At 72.3% G+C, this 16,476-nt stretch carries 17 protein-coding genes; 10 read left to right on the top strand and 7 right to left on the bottom strand.

Annotated features, from left to right (window positions below):
* Positions 1-401: 401 nt before the first annotated feature.
* The 3 genes from IH26_RS0128410 to IH26_RS0128400 form a co-directional block, all read right to left on the bottom strand.
* The gene (locus IH26_RS0128410) at positions 402-1,304 is read right to left on the bottom strand and encodes an alpha/beta hydrolase (protein WP_030439307.1); all 903 of its coding nucleotides are present in this window, start codon (positions 1,302-1,304) and stop codon (positions 402-404) included.
* Between the two features lie 63 nt (positions 1,305-1,367).
* Positions 1,368-2,012, bottom strand: a complete 645-nt coding sequence (locus IH26_RS0128405; RefSeq protein WP_030439306.1) for a response regulator — start codon at positions 2,010-2,012, stop codon at positions 1,368-1,370.
* The gene (locus IH26_RS0128400) at positions 2,009-3,217 is read right to left on the bottom strand and encodes a sensor histidine kinase (RefSeq protein WP_245665580.1); all 1,209 of its coding nucleotides are present in this window, start codon (positions 3,215-3,217) and stop codon (positions 2,009-2,011) included. Before IH26_RS0128400 ends, IH26_RS0128405 begins: the two co-directional genes overlap by 4 nt.
* An 88-nt stretch (positions 3,218-3,305) precedes the next feature.
* Between IH26_RS0128400 and IH26_RS0128395 the strand changes: the two genes are divergently transcribed.
* From IH26_RS0128395 to IH26_RS0128380, 4 genes are all read left to right on the top strand, one after another.
* Positions 3,306-4,010, top strand: a complete 705-nt coding sequence (locus IH26_RS0128395; protein ID WP_030439304.1) for a beta-ketoacyl-ACP reductase — start codon at positions 3,306-3,308, stop codon at positions 4,008-4,010.
* 27 nt (positions 4,011-4,037) lie between these two features.
* Positions 4,038-4,805, top strand: a complete 768-nt coding sequence (gene fabI, locus IH26_RS0128390) for an enoyl-ACP reductase FabI (protein WP_030439303.1) — start codon at positions 4,038-4,040, stop codon at positions 4,803-4,805.
* Positions 4,806-4,869: 64 nt separating this feature from the next.
* Positions 4,870-5,898 (top strand): ferrochelatase, encoded by a 1,029-nt coding sequence (locus tag IH26_RS0128385; RefSeq protein WP_030439302.1) that lies wholly within the window; start codon positions 4,870-4,872, stop codon positions 5,896-5,898.
* Positions 5,841-6,674: an HAD-IIA family hydrolase gene (locus tag IH26_RS0128380; protein ID WP_425394406.1), complete on the top strand. Its 834-nt coding sequence runs from the start codon at positions 5,841-5,843 to the stop codon at positions 6,672-6,674. The genes IH26_RS0128385 and IH26_RS0128380 overlap by 58 nt, the downstream gene beginning before the upstream one ends.
* On the opposite strand, the gene IH26_RS62285 is transcribed toward IH26_RS0128380, so the two are convergent.
* Positions 6,614-6,892, bottom strand: coding sequence for an ankyrin repeat domain-containing protein (locus IH26_RS62285; RefSeq protein ID WP_211268765.1), 279 nt, complete (start codon positions 6,890-6,892; stop codon positions 6,614-6,616). The genes IH26_RS0128380 and IH26_RS62285 overlap by 61 nt on opposite strands.
* 371 nt (positions 6,893-7,263) lie before the next feature.
* Here IH26_RS62285 and IH26_RS0128370 point away from each other — a divergent pair, with 371 nt between their 5' ends.
* The gene (locus IH26_RS0128370) at positions 7,264-8,253 is read left to right on the top strand and encodes an alpha/beta fold hydrolase (protein ID WP_030439299.1); all 990 of its coding nucleotides are present in this window, start codon (positions 7,264-7,266) and stop codon (positions 8,251-8,253) included.
* Positions 8,254-8,303: 50 nt separating this feature from the next.
* Entirely contained in the window at positions 8,304-9,143 is an 840-nt protein-coding gene (locus IH26_RS0128365) for a L,D-transpeptidase (RefSeq protein ID WP_245665578.1), read from the top strand.
* Here IH26_RS0128365 and IH26_RS0128360 read toward each other — a convergent pair.
* Positions 9,140-9,577, bottom strand: a complete 438-nt coding sequence (locus tag IH26_RS0128360; protein ID WP_030439297.1) for a MarR family winged helix-turn-helix transcriptional regulator — start codon at positions 9,575-9,577, stop codon at positions 9,140-9,142. The two genes, IH26_RS0128365 and IH26_RS0128360, sit on opposite strands and share 4 nt — an antisense overlap.
* Positions 9,578-9,686: 109 nt before the next feature.
* Here IH26_RS0128360 and IH26_RS0128355 point away from each other — a divergent pair, with 109 nt between their 5' ends.
* Positions 9,687-10,175 (top strand): MarR family winged helix-turn-helix transcriptional regulator, encoded by a 489-nt coding sequence (locus tag IH26_RS0128355; protein WP_030439296.1) that lies wholly within the window; start codon positions 9,687-9,689, stop codon positions 10,173-10,175.
* On the opposite strand, the gene IH26_RS0128350 is transcribed toward IH26_RS0128355, so the two are convergent.
* The gene (locus tag IH26_RS0128350; RefSeq protein WP_030439295.1) at positions 10,172-14,107 is read right to left on the bottom strand and encodes a trypsin-like peptidase domain-containing protein; all 3,936 of its coding nucleotides are present in this window, start codon (positions 14,105-14,107) and stop codon (positions 10,172-10,174) included. The two genes, IH26_RS0128355 and IH26_RS0128350, sit on opposite strands and share 4 nt — an antisense overlap.
* 53 nt (positions 14,108-14,160) lie before the next feature.
* Here IH26_RS0128350 and IH26_RS0128345 point away from each other — a divergent pair, with 53 nt between their 5' ends.
* Positions 14,161-14,562, top strand: a complete 402-nt coding sequence (locus tag IH26_RS0128345; protein ID WP_034216073.1) for an NUDIX hydrolase — start codon at positions 14,161-14,163, stop codon at positions 14,560-14,562.
* A gap of 5 nt (positions 14,563-14,567) precedes the next feature.
* A complete protein-coding gene (locus tag IH26_RS0128340; protein WP_342668311.1) occupies positions 14,568-15,380 on the top strand; it encodes a class I SAM-dependent methyltransferase in 813 nt (270 codons plus the stop codon).
* Between the two features lie 60 nt (positions 15,381-15,440).
* Here the strand turns inward: IH26_RS0128340 and IH26_RS0128335 are convergent, their stop codons facing one another.
* On the bottom strand, positions 15,441-15,812 hold the full coding sequence (locus tag IH26_RS0128335; protein WP_030439292.1) for a DUF4267 domain-containing protein: 372 nt from the start codon (positions 15,810-15,812) through the stop codon (positions 15,441-15,443).
* A gap of 88 nt (positions 15,813-15,900) precedes the next feature.
* On the opposite strand from IH26_RS0128335, the gene IH26_RS0128330 reads away from it, so the two are divergent.
* Positions 15,901-16,473 carry a TetR/AcrR family transcriptional regulator gene (locus tag IH26_RS0128330; protein WP_030439291.1) on the top strand — a complete coding sequence of 191 codons (573 nt, stop codon included), beginning with the start codon at positions 15,901-15,903 and terminating at the stop codon, positions 16,471-16,473.
* Positions 16,474-16,476: the final 3 nt, after the last annotated feature.

Genomic DNA, 16,476 nt, shown 5'->3' with positions numbered 1-16,476 from the left:
GAACAGGATGACCACCCAGGCGGCGGCGATCGTGAAGGTCATGGGCGCGACGAAGTTCTTCATTGCGGACTCCGCTCAGGTGAACTGGCCAGGAAAGGCGCTCAGGTTCACGTCGCGGCCGGCGCCGTCGCATCCCGTGGTCGCGGCGCACACGACTCGAGCCGGCCACGCCGACTGCGGCGGCGGGCCGGGGGATGCGAGGCGGGAAGGACGTCAGCGGTCAGGCGCGCTGACGAGGGCCCGGCCACGACTAGGAGGATCGCTATCTCGCACAGCGATCACCTCCGTAGGTCAAAGCCGACATCTCGTCGGCGGCCGATGCCCGGGGGCCCGAATTTCCTTGGCCGACAACGTCATCGGTGGATTTCGAGCCGTCCGAAACTGTACCTCTTAAGCGCCGGTTAAGAAACGCGGGTGGCCGCCTCGTGGCGAGTACCACCCGAGAGGACGACGTCGGTGACCGCGCGGAGGGTGGCGCTGCCCTCGACGAGGTAGTAGTCGTGACCGGCGACACCGTCGGTGGGCAGCGCCGTGGCCCCGAATCCGGCGGAGGAGGGCCGGCGGCCCAGCCCCAGCCCCAGCACCCGCACCTGCGGCAGCCGGCGGATCCAGTCGTGCGGGGCGAGCGCCGACCAGATGTGCGCCCCGCCCAGGTCGGCGGCGTGGCTGACGCCCATGCCGGGGGAGCCGAGTGCGATCACGTCGGGCACCTCGGGCAGGTCGCGGGCGGCCAGCCCGACCACCAGCGAGCCGTAGCTGTGCCCGATCAGCGTGACCGTGGCGTCCGGCCGCTGCCGCAGCACGTCCCGGACGAAGGTGACCAGCCGCCTGGCCCCGGCCTGGGCCCGGCCCTCGGTGGCGGCGGCCAGCCCGAGGCCCTCCGGCGGGTCGTAGCCGAGCCAGGAGATCACCGCCACGTCCCGGTCCCGCTTGCTGAGCTGCTGGTAGAGCGTGCGGCCCTGGACGCCGGGGGCGCGCCGGGCCACCCCGCCCAGCCCGCGGTCGAAGTCGACCAGCGTGGTGGCGACGCCGGGCACCAGGATCGCGATCCGGGAGGCCGTGTTGAGGTCGCCGAACACCTCGGCGGTCTCCCCGTCGCCGTGCGGGTCGAAGAACAGGAAGTGCCGGCCCTGCGCGGCCCACGTCGCGTACGGGCAGCCGATGGCCAGCATCCGCACCGCCGTCTCGCGGTACGCCTCGGTGAACGCGGCGAGATGGGTCACCTTCTCCGGCGCGGAGACCACCGGCGTGGTCGGGACGGGCAGGAGCAGGGCCAGGGCGACGAAGATCGGGAGGATTCGCATGGCCCGAACGCTCCAGCCACGAAATCCCACGGAGCGACACCCTACAGAGCTCAATCCGAGCCCCTACCCCGGTATGACAAGCCCCGTCTCGTACGCGAAAACCACGGCCTGGGCGCGGTCGCGGAGGTCGAACTTGGTGAGGATCCGGCCGACGTGGCTCTTCACCGTCTGCTCGGCCACCACCAGCTCGGCCGCGATCTCCTGATTGGACAGTCCGCGGGCGATCAGCCGCAGCACGTCGGTCTCCCGCGGGGTCAGCGCGTTCAGCGCGGCCGGGCGGGGCCGGTCGCCATGCGTCCGGGTGGCGAACTCGGCGATCAGCCGGCGGGTCACCGAGGGGGCGAGCAGGGCCTCGCCGGCCGCCACCACCCGGACCGCGTTGATCAGGTCGGCGGCCGGGGCGTCCTTGAGCAGGAAGCCGCTCGCCCCGGCCCGCAGCGCCTCGTACACGTAGTCGTCGAGGTCGAAGGTGGTGAGGATGAGGATCTTCGGGCCGCCGGCCAGCCGCCGGGTCGCCTCGAGGCCGTCCATCACCGGCATCCGGATGTCCATCAGCACGATGTCCGGGCCGAGCGAGCGGGACCGGGCCACCGCGGTCGCACCGTCCGGCGCGTCGCCCACCACCAGCATGTCGGGCTGAGCGGCCAGCAGCGCGCCGAACCCCTCGCGGACCATCGCCTGGTCGTCCGCGATCAACACCTTGATCATTCCTTGTCGGCCCCTCCGAACGGCAACGTCGCCCGCACCACGAAGTCGAACCGGTCCGGCCCGGCGGTCAGCGTCCCGCCGAGCAGCGCCGCCCGTTCGCGCATCCCGATCAGACCATGCCCGCCGCCGGGCGTCTCCGCCCCGGTGCGCCGATTGCGTACCTCCAGCTCCAGGCGGTCGGAAAGGCCGCGAGCGTCGATGGTGACCGAGCCGCCGGGCGCGTGCCGCGCGGCGTTGGCGAGGGCTTCCTGCAGGATCCGGTACGCCGCGAGCCCGACCGTCTCCGGTACGGCCCCCAGCCCGCCGGCGGTCAGCGTGACGTCGACGCCCGCGGTCTGCGCGGTCGCCACCAGCCCGTCCAGGTCGGCCAGGCCGGGCTGCGGGGCGGTGGGCGCCTCGCCGTTCTCGGCCCGCAGCACCCCGAGCAGCCGGCGCATGTCGGTCAGCGCGTCGCGGGCCGCCGTCGCGATGCCGGCCAGCTCCTCCCGGGCCGACTCGGGCAGGTCGGTCACCCGGAAGGGTGCGGTCTCCGCGCGTACGGCGATCATCGACATGTGGTGGGCCACCACGTCGTGCATCTCCCGGGCGATCTGCGCCCGTTCCTCCAGGACGGCGCGCTTGGCCCGTTCCAGCTCGGTGAGCTCCTCCTGCTCGGCGACCAGCTCACGGGTGTGCCGGCGGCGGTAGAAGATGTTGCCAAGCGCGGCGATCGCCACCAGCAGCACCGCCGCGCCGCCCGCGTTCGCGCCCTTGGCGAACAGGAAGACCGGCGCCAGGCTGAGAAGGGTCGCCCAGGTGGTGACCGCCGAGTCCTGCGTCACCGCGAACCGGCCCAGGATGACGAGGAAGCCGAAGATCTGCACCGCGTTCCACGGCCAGGCCTCCTTGGGGCCAACGTTGATCACGCCGAGGAACTGCATCAGGAACCCGAGCCGCCAGGCCAGCACCGGCCAGCGGACGCACACCGCGACCGGGAGCACCGAGCCGACCGCGAGGATCCAGATCACGATCAACGGCAGGACGCGGTTGTCCATCAGGTACTCGCCGGCCGCCACACCGAGGCCGACCAACGCCAGCAGCGCGACCGGCGCCGCGTACACCCAGATCCGTCGCCTCGGCGCGGGGCGCGGCCACTCCGCCGTCAGCAGGAGCCGGCGCAGCGGCCCCGTCGCATTGCGCCTAGTCGCGGGGCGGATAGTCTCCACCCGGGCAGGTTACGGCGGTATTGCCGTGCCGTCGTGACCCCACGGTGCCAATTGGCACCCCCTACCTGGGTATGAGGAGCGTTTCGTCGTGGCTCGCACGGTATTGGTGACTGGCGGCAACCGGGGGATCGGCCTGGCGATCGCCCAGGCGTTCGCGAAGAACGGGGACCGGGTCGCGGTGACGCACCGCGGCAGCGGCGCGCCCGAGGGCCTGTACGGCGTCCAGTGCGACATCACCGACCCGGCCGCCGTCGACGCCGCCTTCACGCAGATCGAGCAGGAGCTGGGCCCGGTCGAGGTGCTGGTGGCGAACGCCGGGATCACCGACGACACGCTGCTGCTGCGGATGAGCGAGGAGCAGTTCGAGCGGGTCGTCGACACGAACCTCAAGGGCTCGTTCCGGGTCGCCAAGCGGGCCAGCTCGAAGATGCTGCGCGCGAAGTGGGGCCGCATCATCTTCATCTCGTCCGTCGTCGGCCTGTACGGCGGACCCGGTCAGGTGAACTATGCCGCGAGCAAGGCCGGCCTGGTCGGGATGGCCCGCAGCATTACTCGTGAGCTGGGCAGCCGCAACATCACCGCGAACGTGGTGGCGCCCGGATTCATCGACACGGAGATGACCGCGGTCTTGTCCGACGACCGCCGGGCGGAGATCATCAAGGCCGTCCCCGCCGGCCGGCTGGCCAGCCCGGACGAGGTGGCGGCCACGGTGACGTTCCTGGCGTCCGACGCCGCCGCGTACATCAACGGCGCGGTGATCCCGGTCGACGGCGGCCTCGGCATGGGGCATTGAGCTTTATTTCCATAGGAGCGTAGGTCCGTGTCTGGATTATTGGCCGGTAAGCGGCTGCTGGTCACCGGCGTCATCACCGACGCCTCGATCGCCTTCTCGGTGGCCAAGGTGGCCCAGGAGAACGGCGCCGAGGTCGTGCTGACCGGCTTCGGCCGGATGTCCCTGGTCGAGCGGATCGCCAAGCGGCTGCCGGAGAAGGCGCCGGTGATCGAGCTCGACGTCACCGACGAGGCGCACCTGGCGTCGCTGCCGGACCGGGTCCGCGAGCACGTGGACGGCCTCGAGGGCGTGGTGCACTCGATCGCGTTCGGCCCGCAGGCGGTGCTCGGCGGCGAGTTCCTCAACGCCGGCTGGGCCGACGTGTCCAAGGCGCTGCAGGTCTCCACCTACTCGTACAAGTCGCTGGCCGCCGCCTGCCTGCCGCTGATGCCGAGGGGAGGCAGCATCGTCGGGCTGACCTTCGACGCCACCCTGGCCTGGCCGGTGTACGACTGGATGGGCGTGGCCAAGGCCGGCCTCGAGTCGGCGTCCCGCTATCTGGCGCTGCACCTCGGTCCCAAGGGCATCCGCAGCAACCTGGTCTCGGCCGGCCCGCTGCGCACGATGGCGGCCAAGTCGATCCCCGGCTTCGAGCAGTTCGAGAAGGCGTGGGTCGAGCGGTCCCCGCTGGGCTGGGACCTGGACGACGCCGAGCCGGCCGCGCGGGCCGTGTGTGCTCTGCTCTCCGACTGGTTCCCGGCCACCTCCGGTGAGGTGGTCCACGTCGACGGGGGCTTCCACGCGGTCGGCACGTGAGGGGATGGCCTTCAGCCCGGCCTCGGGTGGCGGGCGGGGTGGTTGGATGGGGAAAGATGGGCGGGTGGTCTACGACGCGTTCGTCCTGCTGTCCTTCGGTGGCCCCGAGAAACCCGACGATGTGATGCCGTTCCTGCGCAACGTGGTGCGCGGGCGCGGCGTCCCCGAGGAGCGGCTGGCCGCGGTCGCCGAGCACTACCTGCACTTCGGGGGCGTGTCGCCGATCAACCAGCAGTGCCGCGACCTGCTGGCCGCGGTGGACGCCGACTTCGCGTCGAACGGCATCGACCTGCCGACGTACTGGGGCAACCGGAACTGGTACCCGATGCTCGAGGACACCGTGGCGCAAATGCGGGACGACGGGGTCACCCGCGCCCTGGGCTTCGCCACCAGCGCGTACGGCGGCTATTCGTCCTGCAGGCAGTACTGGGAGGACATCGCGCGCGCCCGGGCGAAGGTCGGCCCCGGCGCTCCGGTGATCGACAAGCTGCGGCAGTTCCACGACCATCCCGGGTTCGTCGAACCGCATGTCACCGCCGTACGCCATGCTCTCGATGCTCTTGATCGGAGCCGGCGGCGAACCACCCGGCTGGTCTTCACGGCGCATTCCATCCCGGTGACGATGGCCGAGACGGCCGGGCCCGAGGGCGGGCGATACACCGCGCAGCTCACCGAGACGGCCGGCCTGGTCGCCGCCGCGGCCGCCGCCGACCTGCCGTGGGACCTGGTCTGGCAGAGCCGCTCCGGGCCGCCGCAGGTGCCGTGGCTCGAGCCGGACGTCAACGACCATCTGGAGGCGATCGCCAAGGAGGGCGTCACCGATGTGGTGGTCAGCCCGATCGGTTTCGTCTCCGACCACCTCGAGGTGATCTGGGATCTCGACAACGAGGCCGCCGAGACTGCCTCGGGGCTGGGCCTGGCCTACGCCCGCGCGGCGACCCCCGGGACCGACCCCCGCTTCGTCACGATGATCCGCGAACTGGTCCAGGAGCGCACCGCCGGGCAGCCCCGCCGGCGACTCGGTACGCTCCCGATCTGGGACGACTGCCCGAGCGGCTGCTGCCCCGCCCCCCAGCGACGAGGAGTGTCATGACCGAGCGTAAGGCGATCGAGAGCTGGCTCACCGACATGGACGGGGTGCTCGTCCACGAGGGCGAGCCGGTCCCCGGCGCGCCCGAGTTCGTCAACCGGATGAAAGCGTCCGGCAAGCCCTTCCTCGTCCTGACCAACAACTCGATCTACACGCCGCGCGACCTGCAGGCCCGGCTCAACCGGATGGGCTTCGACGTGCCCGAGCAGTCGATCTGGACGGCCGCGCTGGCGACCGCCCAGTTCCTCGCCGACCAGCGGCCGGGCGGCACGGCGTACGTGATCGGCGAAGCTGGTCTGACGACGGCCATGCACGCGGCCGGTTACGTGCTGACCGAGTTCGACCCGGATTACGTGGTCCTCGGCGAGACCCGAACCTACAGCTTCGAGGCGATCACCAAGGCGATCCGCCTGATCGACGGCGGCGCCCGCTTCATCTGCACCAACCCGGACGCGACCGGCCCGTCCAACGAGGGCGCGCTGCCGGCGGCCGGCTCGGTGGCGGCGATGATCTCGAAGGCGACCGGCGTGGACCCGTACTTCGTCGGCAAGCCCAACCCGATGATGATGCGCTCCGCGCTGAACACCATCGAGGCCCACAGCGAGAGCACCGCAATGATCGGCGACCGGATGGACACGGACGTGTTGTGCGGGCTGGAGGCCGGGTTGGAGACGATCCTCGTGCTGACCGGCATCAGCACGCGGGAGGAGGCGGAGCGCTACCCGTTCCGCCCGTCCCGCATCATCAACTCGGTAGCCGACCTGATCGACGAGATCTGACCGCGGTAGCCGAATCGTCGCGCCGCCTGTTCCAGCGGCCTCGGTCGGGTGGCCGGCGCTGGTTTGCCGCGAACCACGCGGGCGTTGTGCAGCGGGGTCCGGCCTTCCCCGTCGCGCGCGTCCAGCGAGGCGCCATAGCTCAGCAGCACCGCGGTGACCTCGCCGACGCGGGCCGCGTGCAGCGGCGTCGCGCCCATGTGGCCGCGGAGTCCGGACACGTCCGCCTGCCTTTGCTCTGCCCACCTATACGCACCGAAATCGAACGCCCGCTCGATTTCGGTGCGTATAGGTGAGCAGAGCAAAGCCGCGGGGAAAGGGAGCTGTGGTCGCGTTCGGCCGGCCAGCCGCGGTAGGCGGCCGGACGCCCGCACATCGGCATGAGCGTGCGCCGTTGCCCCGGCAGCCAACGAGGCGGTCACCCACCGTTGTCTCGTCCACCGGGCCGAGGTTCCGTATTGGGGCAAGGCCGGGTCGATGGGCAGGCCGGGCTTGGCCGCGGTCATCGGCGATGTCCGCTCGGTGTCGCCGGGCAAGTGCGGGTGCCGCCGTCCACAGCCCGGCCACAGGTGATGATCGCTAGCCTCTGGTCGTGACCGAGGCTGTTCGAACGCTTCCGCCGCGGCGGCGGGCGACCGGATTCGCCCGCCGCTGGGCGCGGCGCCTCGCGCTCACGGTGGGGGTGATCTTTCTCGTCACGACCGCGTTCTGCTGGATCTACAACGCCGGCACGGCCGGGCGCCGTGCGCCGCCCGCCGGGCTGGCCTTCGTGCGCACCGGCGACTACCTGACCCGCTCGCGGTCCTGGGGCACCACGGGCAGTGCGATCGTGCTGGTGCACGGCGCCTTCGAGTCCGCCGACACCTGGCAGCCCACGGCCCAGCTCCTCGCGCGCACCCACCGGGTCTACGCACTGGACCTGGCCGGTTTCGGATACACCCAGCGCCACGGCCACTACACCCTCGACGACCAGGTACGCCAACTGCTCGCCTACCTCGAGGCGCTACACCTGACCAGGCCGGTGCTGGTCGCCCACTCCAGCGGTGCCGCCATCGCCGCCGAGGCGACGCTGCGCGCTCCCGATCAGGTCGGCGGTCTGTTACTGCTCGACGGCGACGCGCTGGCCACCGGCGCCGGGGAACGCACCCCGCTGAGCCGCCTGGTCATTCCCCCGTGCCGCGTCACCCTGCTGCGCCTGCTCCTGCGCTCGGACTGGCCGATCCGCACCGTGTACGAGAAGCAGTGCGGCCCGGCCTGCCCCCGGCTGGACGCCGCCGGGGTGGACGCCTGGCGTCGCCCGTTCCAGGTCGCCGGCGCCGAGGCCGCCGTCTGGGCACTGCTCAACCAGGGCGTGCCCGGCCTGCCACCGCAGCGCCTCGCCCAGCTCGGCCGGCTGCCGCTGCCCAAGGCGGTCGTCTTCGGCGCCCAGGACACCGTGTTCAGCGCCGACAGCCCGATGAAGACCGCCCAGACCATCGGCGCCCCGGCACCCACGCTCATCCCCGGCGCCCGGCACCTCGCGATGATCAGTAACCCCGAGGCCGTCGCCGCCGCGGTCGACGCTCTCGCCGCTCGGGCTTAAATCATCGCAAAACGCCCACAACACCCCACACCGCCATCTACTGTGTCCGAGTGAGCCTGGCCCGTACCCGCCGCACAGTGCCGGTGTGCGTGCTGGCGCTGTCGTTCTTCCTGATCCAGGGCCTGAGCGAGGCGATGGCGCAGCCGCCGCCCCCGGCGCCGCCCGCCGTCGCGCAGATGGGGGCGAAGCCCGCTGTCCAGGTCCCGATGGCCAGGCCGGCGTCCAAGGACCTCCCGACGATCAGCTACCGGCGGGTGCCCGGCGGGTTTCCCGTCGACCCCGGCCGGGCCGACATCACGCCGGTCACCGAGGGCCTGCACGCGTCCGGACGGCTGCCGCTCTACGACGCTCCCGGCGGCAACCCGCGGGCCTTCCTCCCGCCGGCCATTCTCGGCGTCCCGGTCACCGTGCCGATCGTCGAGCGGCGACCGGGCTGGGTCGCCGTCCTGCTGCCCTCGGTCAACCGGCGGATCGGCTGGCTGCCGGCCGCCGGGTGGCAGTCGCGGTCGCTGCGCGACCAGCTCGTCGTCCGAATCTCGCGCCACGAGCTGGCCTGGCTGCACGATGGCGTACGCCGGGGAAGCTGGACGGTAGCGACCGGCAGCCCCCGGACACCGACCCCACTGGGGCGCACCTTCGTCCTGGGCCGCACCGCCACCGAGGGCAGCGTCTACGGTGGACTGGACGCGCTGGTCCTCGGCGCGGTGCCGGACGATCGGGCCGCGGTCGCGCCCGGCCTCCGCGACGCGCACACCGGCATCCACAGCTGGCACAGCGCGTCCGCGTTCGGCCGCAGCGTCTCCAACGGCTGTGTCCGGGTGCCGCGCGACGGCCAGCGCACGCTGCTCGACCACATCGGCCCCGGCACCCCGGTCGTCGTGCTGGATTAGGCGACCAGCAGCGCCTGGGCCCGGTCCAGCACGATGCCCAGGACGCGGCCCGCGGTGGCCAGGTCCTCGGCCGGCAGGTCGCCCCACAGTCCCTGGGTGATCGGGCCGATCGCGTTGCGGACCCCCGTCCAGCGAGCCTGCCCCTCGTCGGTGACCCGGACGTGGCCGTCGCCGCCGTCGCGCAGGAATCCCGCGGCGGTCAGCTCGGCGATGCGGCCGGCCACCGCGGCCGGGCTGAGCCGGGTGGCGCCGGCGACCCGGTGGATGAGCTCGGCCCGGTCGACGGCCCCGCCGCCGGCCACGGTCAGCGTGAGGGTCACCCACTGGGGCTCGGTGATGCCGGTTCCGGCCAGTTGCCGGTCCAGGATCGCGTTGAGTGCCTTCTCGGTCTGGCCGATGAGCGCGGTACCGAAGGCATGGGTCGTGGTAATCACGATGACCTCCCAATTCGTTCGTACGTAAAACGTTTATAGCTCGAACGTTTATGACGAGAACGAACGTACATCGTTAGTCCGACTAACGCAACGGGGTATGATCGGCGTCATGACCAGCCGAGCCGAAGCCACGGACATGCCCGACGACGGCGGGATCAAGACGCCGGAGAGGCTGCGCCGGCGCGCCAGCCGTCTGCTGTCGTTCGTGGCCGCGCAGTCGGACCGGCTGATGACCGAGGGGCTGGCCAAGGCCGACGCACGCCGGTGGCACTACGCCGTGCTCGCCTCGTTGCAGGAGTACGGTCCGGCGAGCCAGGCCGCGCTGAGCCGGCGCACCGGCATCTACCGCAGCGACATGGTCGGCGTCCTCAACGAACTGGCCGAGCGCGGCTTCGTGGAGCGGGCATCGGACCCGGAGGACCGCCGGCGCAACGTCGTCACGATCACCGCCCAGGGCCGCCGGCAGCTGCGGCAGCTCGACAAGCTCCTGGACGACCTGCACGACGATCTGCTCGCCCCGCTGCTCCCGGCCGAGCGCGACCAGTTCGTGGAACTACTTTCCCGCATCCTGGAGCACCACCGGCAGCCGGCCCCTTAGGAGAGGTCGAGAACCAGCAGGCCCGCGGTCACCCCGAGGGCGAGCCCGCCGTCGATCGGCGCGCACGAGCCGACCGGGAAGTGGATCGGGATCGTGGTGGCCCGCCCGGTCCGGGTGTCCCAGAGCCGCACCGTGCCGTCGTTGCCGGCCGAGACGAGCCGGCCGTCGAGCGTGCCGAGCGTGTGCACCGGCCCGGTGTGCCCGTCCAGCGTCCCCTCCTGCAGGCCGGTCGCCGGGTTCCACAGCCGTACGGTCAGATCGTCCCCGGCCGAGGCGAGCAACCCGCGGACCGCGCAGACGGCGTGCACCGCGCCGTCGTGGCCGGGCAGCACCCGCGGGCGGCGGCCGGGGGCCAGGTCCCAGAGGTGGACGGTCCGGTCGTCGCCGCCGGAGGCGAGCATCACCCGGCCGGCCACGGTGACCGGGCAGACCGCGTACACCGCGCCGTTGTGGCCCTTGAGGACGCTCTGCTGGTGACCGGTGGCCGGGTCCCACAGCCGTACGGTCCGGTCGTCGCCGGCCGAGGCGAGCAGCACCCGCCCGTTGGTCAGCACCGCGGCCACCGTACGCACCGGGGCGGTGTGCCCGCGCAGCACGGTCAGCTGGCGGCCGGTGAGCGGGTCCCACAGCCGTACGGTGCCGTCGTCCCCGGCCGACGCCAGCCGGGACTGGCCGCGGACCGGGACCGTGCACATCCCGTTCACCCCGCCGGTGTGGTGCCCGCGCAGTTCCCGCTGCCGCCGTCCGTCGCTCATGGCCCACAGCCGCACGGTGCCGTCGTCGCCGGCCGAGGCGACCAGGCCGTCGCCGGCCGCGCAGACGGCCCGCACCCGGTCGCCGTGCGCCTCGGCGTCCGGGTGCCGGTGGCCGGTCGCCGGGTCCCACAGCCGCACCGTACGGTCGCCGCCGGCCGAGGCGAGCATCCCGTCGACCGCACACACGCTGCTCACCCAGTCGGCGTGCCCCTCGAGGATCGCCTCCGGCCGGCCTGCGTTCGGGTCCCACAGCCGTACGGTCGTGTCGTTGGAGGCGGTGGCGATCCGGTCGCCGACCATGCAGACCGCGTTCACCGGGGCGGTGTGCCCGCGCAGGATCGCGTGGTCGCGACCGGTCAGCGGGTCCCACAGCCGCACCGTGCCGTCGATCGTGGAGGCGGCCAGCAGCGAGCGGCCGTCCACCGTCACCGACCGCAGCGTGGTCATCCAGGCCGCGTCCTCCTCGAGGATCGTCTCCAGGGTGCCGGTCTCGGGCTGCCATAGGCGTACGGTCAAGTCTTTGCTTGCGGTCACCAGCAGATCCCGGCCACGCAGCCGGACCGGGCACACCGCCTTCACCCAGTCCGTGTGGCCGGTCAGCGTCGCCACCTCGCGGCCCGTCCCCGGATCCCAGATGCGGACGACGTTGCCGCCCGCCGAGGCGAGCAGCCCCTTGATCGCGCAGACCGTGGTGACCGGGCCGGTGTGCGCGCGCAGCAGCTTCTGCTGGCGGCCGGTCGCCGGGTTCCACAGCCGGACCGTGCCGTCGTTGCCGCCCGAGGCGAGCATGCCGCGGACCGCGCAGATGCTGTTCACCGGTCCGGTGTGGCCGGTCAGCACCGCCTGCTCGTGACCGGTCGCCGGGCTCCACAGCCGGATCGTCCCGTCGTCGCCGGCCGACGCGAGCAGGCCCTTCACCGCGCAGACCGCGTTGACCCAGTCGGTGTGCCCCTCCAGCGCGGCGTGCTCCACCCGTGGCGCGGTGTGCGCCCAGCGGGCCCGGTACGGCATCTGCGGGTCGCTGATCGTCGGCGGCATCAACTGCAGCGCCTGTACGACGTTGAGCAGCGCGGCCCGCTCCGGCGCGGGCGCGGCGACCGCCTGCGGGGTGAGCCGCAGCAGGTGGGCCCGTTCCCGGCCGGCCGGCGAGCCGGCGTCGGCCGCCGCCGGGATGAGCCGCAGCAGGTCGGCGTGCAGCAGGTAGTCGTCGTCGGCCAGCAACTCGTCGATCAGCCCCGCGCGCCCGGCGTGCCCGGCCAGCGACCGCAGCAGGTACGGCGGCGCCGCCTCCCAGCCGTGCTCCCGGCCCAGCGCCAGGAACGCCCCGGCCAGCGCGCGCTCGTCGGCGCGGGCGCCGCCCTGGCCGCGCGGCCGCATCAGGGCGTCGTTGAGCGCCTGGTGGAATAGCCGGAACACCGACTCGTGCCCCTCCTGCGAGGTCTCCACCAGGAAGTTCGCCGCCGCCGAGCGGGCGAACCGGTCGAGCGTCGGCTCGCTGACCCGGCCGCCGAGCGCCTCCGCGGCGACCCGCCACAGCGCGGTGGTCCAGCCGGGCGCCTCGGCGTACGCCAGCGCGGTCAGCACCTCGCGGGCCGGCATCCCGCCGACCGGGGAGAGGCGGGTCAGGAACGCATCCAGCGCCGCGTCGACCGAGGGGGTCAGCACGACGCTCGACGGGGGCGCGGCCTGGACGTCATACATCCCCCGCCGGCGTGCCTCCAGGCCGGCGACCAGGAAATTCCCGTGGGCGAGCTCGGCGATCCGGCGGGCCACCGGGTCGGCTTTCGCTTGCCGGTCGTACGGGTTGCCGGGGCGCTCGTCGCCGATCAGCTGGAGCGTGGCCGACGCGTACGCCTGCAGGTCTTGAAGTTCGAAGTAGCGGCTCTCGTCCAGGTCGATCACCTCGGCGGCGCCACTGAGCAGCGGCAGCAGGCCGCCCCGGGAATCGTTGCGGCGGGTGCCGAGCACCACCTGCGCGCCCAGCGTGCCGCACGTCTGCACGATCGGCAGGACCACCTTGGTGAGGATCAGGCGGGCCTCGTCGGCGGTGTCCGCCTCGTCGAGGGCGTCAACCACGATGTTAAACCTGGTCCGGATTTTTTCGGACAAAGCGGTAGATAGTTCCTCGGGCTCGCTCGGTAGCGGGATCGAGGCCGCGGTGGCGATCTCCTTGGCCACCTCCAGCGCGGTCTTGCCCTTGGCGTGCACCGCGCACGCCACCGAGCCCAGCGACGCGCGCACCGCCAGGTCGTCGGCCGGCAGCCGGGCGCGCAGCTTCTCGTCCGCGGTGGTCACGATCCGGCCCAGCACCGCCGACTTGCCCACGCCCGGCGACCCGGTCACCACCAGTACCCGCCGATCGGGCTCCGGCCGGTCCAGCCACTCCACAATCTGCCGCAGCGCCGCGGTCCGCCCCCGGAACCGGTACCCACGCTCGGCCTCGGTGGTCACCCCGCGCCCGCGCGGCACCCAGTGCCGGCCCGCCTCCCGGTCGGTGGCCAGCTCCCAGCCCCAGGACGCCATCGCCATCGGCCCGGCGTCCGCCGCCCGCCAGTCGACCAGCACCCGCAGCTTCTCGCCCGGCAGGAACACGTCGGCCTGCGCGAGGGTGAGCGCCTGGGCGTCCCCGCGCCGGTCCCCGGTCAGCCGTGCCCGGCCGACGATGCCGACCACGCCGTAGTCCGGCACCCAGAGGCCGCCGCCGCTGAAACCCGGCTCCACCGGGTACGGCGAATCGGTGTCCAGCCGCACCCAGCCGTGCGCGAGCCGCGCCCCGACGATGCCCTGCGCCTCGTTGCCGTGCGGCAGGCTGCTGGCCGGAAACCCGAACGCCCACCAGCGCAGCCCGAGCAGCGCCCCCGGCTCGGGCGCGCGCAGCCGGGCCGGCTCGGCCGCGACCGGCAGATCCTCGGCGAAGTGCAGCACGGCGACGTCCGCGATGGCCGTCTCGTCCGGGTCGTACTCGATCCGCTCGACCCGCTGCCGCACCTTCCACAGCCCGGTGACCCGCGGAAACGAGACCCACACCGACTCCCGCCCGGCCACCACGTGCGCGCAGGTCAACGCCCGCCGCGCCGAGATCACCACGGCCGCGCCGAACGGCTCGAAGCCGCGATCGACGTCTCGCTCGCGGCCGTGCACGGCCAGCGTCCACGGATCCGATACGGGTCCTGTCACCGGCCTCCCTCCCCGAAGTCCACAATGGTAACCGCGCCGCCTACGCTCGTTGCGTGACCAGCACGATCGTCGCGACGGCCTGGGTATGCGTACGCGACCGCCGGGTTCTCGTCGTCCGCCCGCACTACACCGACGCCTTCTACCTGCCCGGCGGCAAGCCCGAGCCCGGCGAGACGCACGCCGAGGCAGCCGCCCGCGAGGTGTGGGAAGAGGTCGGTCTCGTCCTGAACCCGGCCGATCTCACCCTCTACACGGAGATTGTGGCTCCCGCCCACAACCGTCCCCCGGGCACGTCGGTCCAGCTGGTCTGCTTCACCGGCGGAGACAGGGGCGCCGAGCCGTCAGCGGCCGCCGAAATCGGCGAGATCGACTGGTTCACGCCCGCCGACAGCGCCCGCTGTGCCCCGGCGATCCAACTGCTGGTCGCCGAACTGGCCACGGCCGGCCTGATCTGACCGACGTGGGCCGGACCGATAGCGCCGCCGGTCATGCCAGGCTGATCCGTATGCCTGATCGTGCGTTGAGCTTCGGATTGCGGGCGGAAGCCTACGAACGGTTCCGGCCGGGGTACCCGGTGGAGCTTTTCGACACGGTGATGACGTACGCGGGCCGGCCGGTTCGGACCGCTCTCGAGATCGGCGCGGGGACCGGCAAAGCAACCCGCCTGTTCGCTCGGCGAGGGGTCACGGTCACCGCGACCGAGCCCGACGGCGACATGCTCGCCGAGCTCCGGAAGCACGTGCCGGCGACCGTCAGAACCGTGCAAGCCGCGTTCGAGGACCTGGGACCGGAGAAGAGCTACGAACTGGTCTATGCGGCGGCGGCGCTGCATTGGACGAACCCGGAGGGTCGGTGCTCACGCCTTGCCGCGCTGCTGCGGCCAGGCGGCGTGGTCGCCTCGTTCGGTGGACCGGTCCAGTTGACCGACCCGGTCGTGGCGGAAGCCGTGCGCACCGCCCGGGCACCGTTCCTGGAGAGCGACGACGTTCCGTCGCCGGACGCGACACCGCCGGCACCCGAGATGCAATGGCCCGGGACCGAGTTCCAGCGCTCCGAATGGTTCGGTGATGTCCGGCAGTCCGTGATCGAGCGGCGATTGACGATGAGCGCTCGCGACTACGTCGGCCATCTCTCGACCATCTCGGCTTATCTCGAATTGCCGGCCTCGGTGCAAGAGCAGGTGTACGGCCGAATCATGCGGGCCCTACCGGAGACGGTCGAGATCACCGCCGACATCATGGTTCATCTCGCGCGGCGGCGCGGCGACCAATAGGTTCGTACCGCATCGACGGCGCCGTCGACGTAACCGAACCTCTCCGCGCCGCCTCGCCTGTCACGCCGCGAAAAGGAGAGCGGCGCTGATGAGCAGCAGGACGGCGGTGGCGAAGTGGACGCCGAAGGCCACGGCCTTGGCGCCGCCGTGGCGCAGGACGATGAGCGTGTCGCCGAGCGGGATGATCGCGCCGACCAGCATGTACCAGCCGGCGGCGTGCGCGCCGGCGAAAGCGAGCAGGGCCGCGCCGAGGATGCCGAGGGTGAGGTCGCGCAGGCCCTTGATGGTGAGGTACGCGCTGTCGCCGTCGACCTTGGCGGGCACGCCGTAGCCGGCGGCCGCGGGCCGGGGAGCCAGCAGGAAGCGCAGGCCGATGAGGAGGACGAGGGCAACCACGACGATGGCGAGGCCGTAGGCGATGGGGGTGAGCATGAGAGGTCTCCACTTCTAGCGCTGCTAGGAACGAGAACGACGCTAGCAGAGCATCGACATTTTCGCTAGCGATGCTAGGATGGCGGTCATGTCGATCCGGGCGCGCCGTGAGCGCGAGCAGGCAGAGCGGGAGCGGTTGATCGTCACGGCGGCCCGGGAGCTCGCCGAGGCCGAGGGGTGGGACGCGGTGACCACCCGCCGGCTGGCCGCCGAGATCGAGTACAGCCAGCCCGTCCTTTACAGCCACTTCAAGGGCAAGGACGCCATCATGGCCGCGGTCGCGGTCGAGGGCTTCGCCGACCTCGCCGCCGAGCTGGGCGCGGCCCGGGCGACGGCATCCACCCCGCGGGAAGCCCTGGCCGCCGTCGGCGTGGCGTATGCGAGGTTCGCCGAGCAGCGGCCCGCGCTGTACGACGCGATGTTCACGCACGCCGTCGACCTGCCGTTCGCGACGCTCGAGGCGCCGCCCGCCCTGTGGGCGGCCTTCAACGAACTGCAGGATGCGGTCCGCCCGCTCGCCGGCGAGGACGATCTCGGTGCGCTCACCGAGACGTTCTGGAGCGGGCTGCACGGGCTGATGACGCTGATGCGCAACGGCCGGCTCCGCCGCGCGGATCACGACAAGCGCCTGGCCATCCTGATCGGCCGCTTCGCGTTCTGAGCG

The organism is Actinoplanes subtropicus (assembly GCF_000721705.1).
In the GTDB taxonomy this organism is placed as follows: Bacteria; Actinomycetota; Actinomycetes; order Mycobacteriales; family Micromonosporaceae; genus Actinoplanes; species Actinoplanes subtropicus.
Note: the sequence above shows the minus strand (reverse complement) of the source record. Positions and strands in the feature narration are given on the sequence as shown.

Excerpts from the sequence above, each read along its gene's own strand:
- IH26_RS0128410 (WP_030439307.1), bottom strand. The coding sequence starts at position 1,304 with ATGCGAATCCTCCCGATCTTCGTCGCCCTGGCCCTGCTCCTGCCCGTC.
- IH26_RS0128405 (WP_030439306.1), bottom strand. The coding sequence starts at position 2,012 with ATGATCAAGGTGTTGATCGCGGACGACCAGGCGATGGTCCGCGAGGGG.
- IH26_RS0128355 (WP_030439296.1), top strand. The coding sequence starts at position 9,687 with ATGACCAGCCGAGCCGAAGCCACGGACATGCCCGACGACGGCGGGATC.
- IH26_RS0128335 (WP_030439292.1), bottom strand. The coding sequence starts at position 15,812 with ATGCTCACCCCCATCGCCTACGGCCTCGCCATCGTCGTGGTTGCCCTC.
- IH26_RS0128330 (WP_030439291.1), top strand. The coding sequence starts at position 15,901 with ATGTCGATCCGGGCGCGCCGTGAGCGCGAGCAGGCAGAGCGGGAGCGG.